The 2091-nt window shown below is 67.4% G+C and carries 3 protein-coding genes; all 3 read left to right on the top strand.

Annotated features, from left to right (window positions below):
• Positions 1-211 precede the first annotated feature (211 nt).
• Positions 212-634 (top strand): MaoC family dehydratase, encoded by a 423-nt coding sequence (locus RMO97_RS18390; protein WP_310542462.1) that lies wholly within the window; start codon positions 212-214, stop codon positions 632-634.
• Positions 631-1572: a bifunctional riboflavin kinase/FAD synthetase gene (locus tag RMO97_RS18395; protein WP_310542463.1), complete on the top strand. Its 942-nt coding sequence runs from the start codon at positions 631-633 to the stop codon at positions 1570-1572. The genes RMO97_RS18390 and RMO97_RS18395 overlap by 4 nt, the downstream gene beginning before the upstream one ends.
• Positions 1573-1923: 351 nt before the next feature.
• The coding region (locus RMO97_RS18400) for a hypothetical protein (RefSeq protein WP_310542464.1) at positions 1924-2091 on the top strand (168 nt) is incomplete at its 3' end.

The following is a 2091-nucleotide window of genomic DNA, read 5'->3' on the forward strand; positions in this document are numbered from 1 at the left end:
GCCGACCGACATCCGGGGCGCCAACGCCCGTGGTCTGGACGTGCTGTTCGTGGCCAACGGCATCCATGGCGCCGAGACTGTGGGGCCGGAAGGATTGAATATGCCGGTGGTGATCGACCTGTTGCGGCAGGACGGGCTTCACGCGACGTGGACCATGGCCGATATGGTCTGGTGAGACGCGGCGGCGACCAGACCGCCAGGGGAGCGAACCGTGCAGGGTTTCTATTTCGATGAACTGACCGTCGGCCAGGCGGTGGAGACCAGCCGCGTGGTCGGCGCCGCCGATATCGAGGCCTTCGCCGAGGTGTCCGGCGACAACAACCCGGTGCATCTGGACGAGACCTACGCGGCCACCACCACATTCGGCGAGCGGATCGCTCACGGCATGCTGTCGGCGGCGTATATCTCCGCCATCTTGGGAACGCGGTTACCGGGTCCTGGCGCGATCTATCTGTCGCAGTCTCTGCGGTTCCGTCGCCCGGTGAAGATCGGCGATGTCGTGGTGGCACGCGCCACCGTCACCGCGCTGGACGAGGCCAAGGGCCGGGTCACCCTGGAAACCGTCTGCGAGGTCGGCGGCAAGACCGTCATGGACGGTGAGGCCGTGGTCATCGCCCCCAGACGGACCGCATGAAGCGCATCCGGGTCATTCGCGGCTGGAAGGATCTTGCGGACCACGACCGTGGCGCGGCTGTGGCCATGGGCAGTTTCGACGGCGTCCACCTGGGCCACCAGCAGGTGATCGCGCTCGCCGCCGAGGCTGCGCGGGACCTGGGCGCGCCGCTGGGCGTCATCACCTTTGATCCGCATCCCCGCGTCTACTTCCGGCCTGACGAGCCCGCCTTTCGCCTGATGAAGACCGACCAGCTGGCCCGGGCGCTGGAAGCGTTGAACGTGGACATGCTGTATGTCCTGCCGCTGGAGCCGGAGCTGGCCGGCATGACCGACCGTGCGTTTGCCGCCGATGTGCTGCATCAGGGTCTTGGCGCGCGCCATGTGTCGGTGGGGTTCGACAATTCCTTTGGCAAGGGCCGCACTGGCACGCCCGACACCATGGCCGCCTATGGCCGGGAGATGGGGTTTGGGGTTTCCGTGGCAGCACCCTACGGCGATGAAAGCGGCGACAAGTTTTCCTCCACCGCCGTGCGCACCGCCCTGCGCGAGGGCAAGCCTGACGTGGCCGCCGAGATTCTGGGCCGCCCCTTCGCCATTGAGGGCCCGGTCCAGCGCGGCCGCCAGCTGGGCCGCACCCTGGGCTTCCCCACCGCCAATGTGGCCCTGGCCGACTATGTGACGCCCCGCTACGGGGTCTACGCCACCCGCACCCGGCTGTCGGACGGCCGCGAACTGCCCGGCGTCGCCAACATCGGCGTCAATCCGACGGTGCATGGCGTCACCGAGCCATTGCTCGAAGTCTGGCTGTTCGACTTCGACGAGGACATCTACGACCGCATCATCGAAACCGACCTGATCGCCTTCCTGCGCCCTGAGGAGAAATTCGAGAGCCTGGAGATCATGACCGAACAGGTGATGGCGGACGCGAAGGCGGCGCGGGCTGTGCTCGGGGTGTAGGGCGCCAGCCCACCGCCCCCTCCACCACTTCGTGGTCCCCCTCCCCCGCTTCGCAGGGGAGGTTCGAGGCGCGCAAATACCTCCCCCGATTTCGGGGGAGGGGGACCCGAAGGGTGGAGGGGGCGCTGCCGACGCACAGAGGGATGACGCCCTCGCCTAGCTCTGATAGAGCCACGCCCATGTTTTTGGTTCGGACAGACGTGCGAATTATCCGCCCGGCGTGACGCCGTCGGACGGTTCCGTTCAAGCGCGCGCCGGGTTCCATTTGAAACCCGTCATCCCCGGTCAACGAAGCGGCGCGAGCCGTGTAGGCCGAACCGGGGACCACCCCGGACCAGCCTGGAAAAGATCATGGCCGACGACGCCGACACACCTTCGCGCGACTACCGCGAGACCGTCTTCCTTCCCGAAACCCCGTTCCCCATGCGCGCGGGCCTGCCGCAGAAGGAGCCGCAGATCCTGGCCCGATGGGCGGAGATGGATCTCTACAACACGCTTCGCGCCGAACGGCAGCGGGCC

Source organism: Phenylobacterium sp., assembly GCF_031425575.1.
Classification (GTDB): domain Bacteria; phylum Pseudomonadota; class Alphaproteobacteria; order Caulobacterales; family Caulobacteraceae; genus Phenylobacterium.

What these genes read in the sequence shown, in the direction of transcription:
- RMO97_RS18395 (WP_310542463.1), top strand. Translation starts at nt 631, where the DNA reads ATGAAGCGCATCCGGGTCATTCGCGGCTGGAAGGATCTTGCGGACCAC.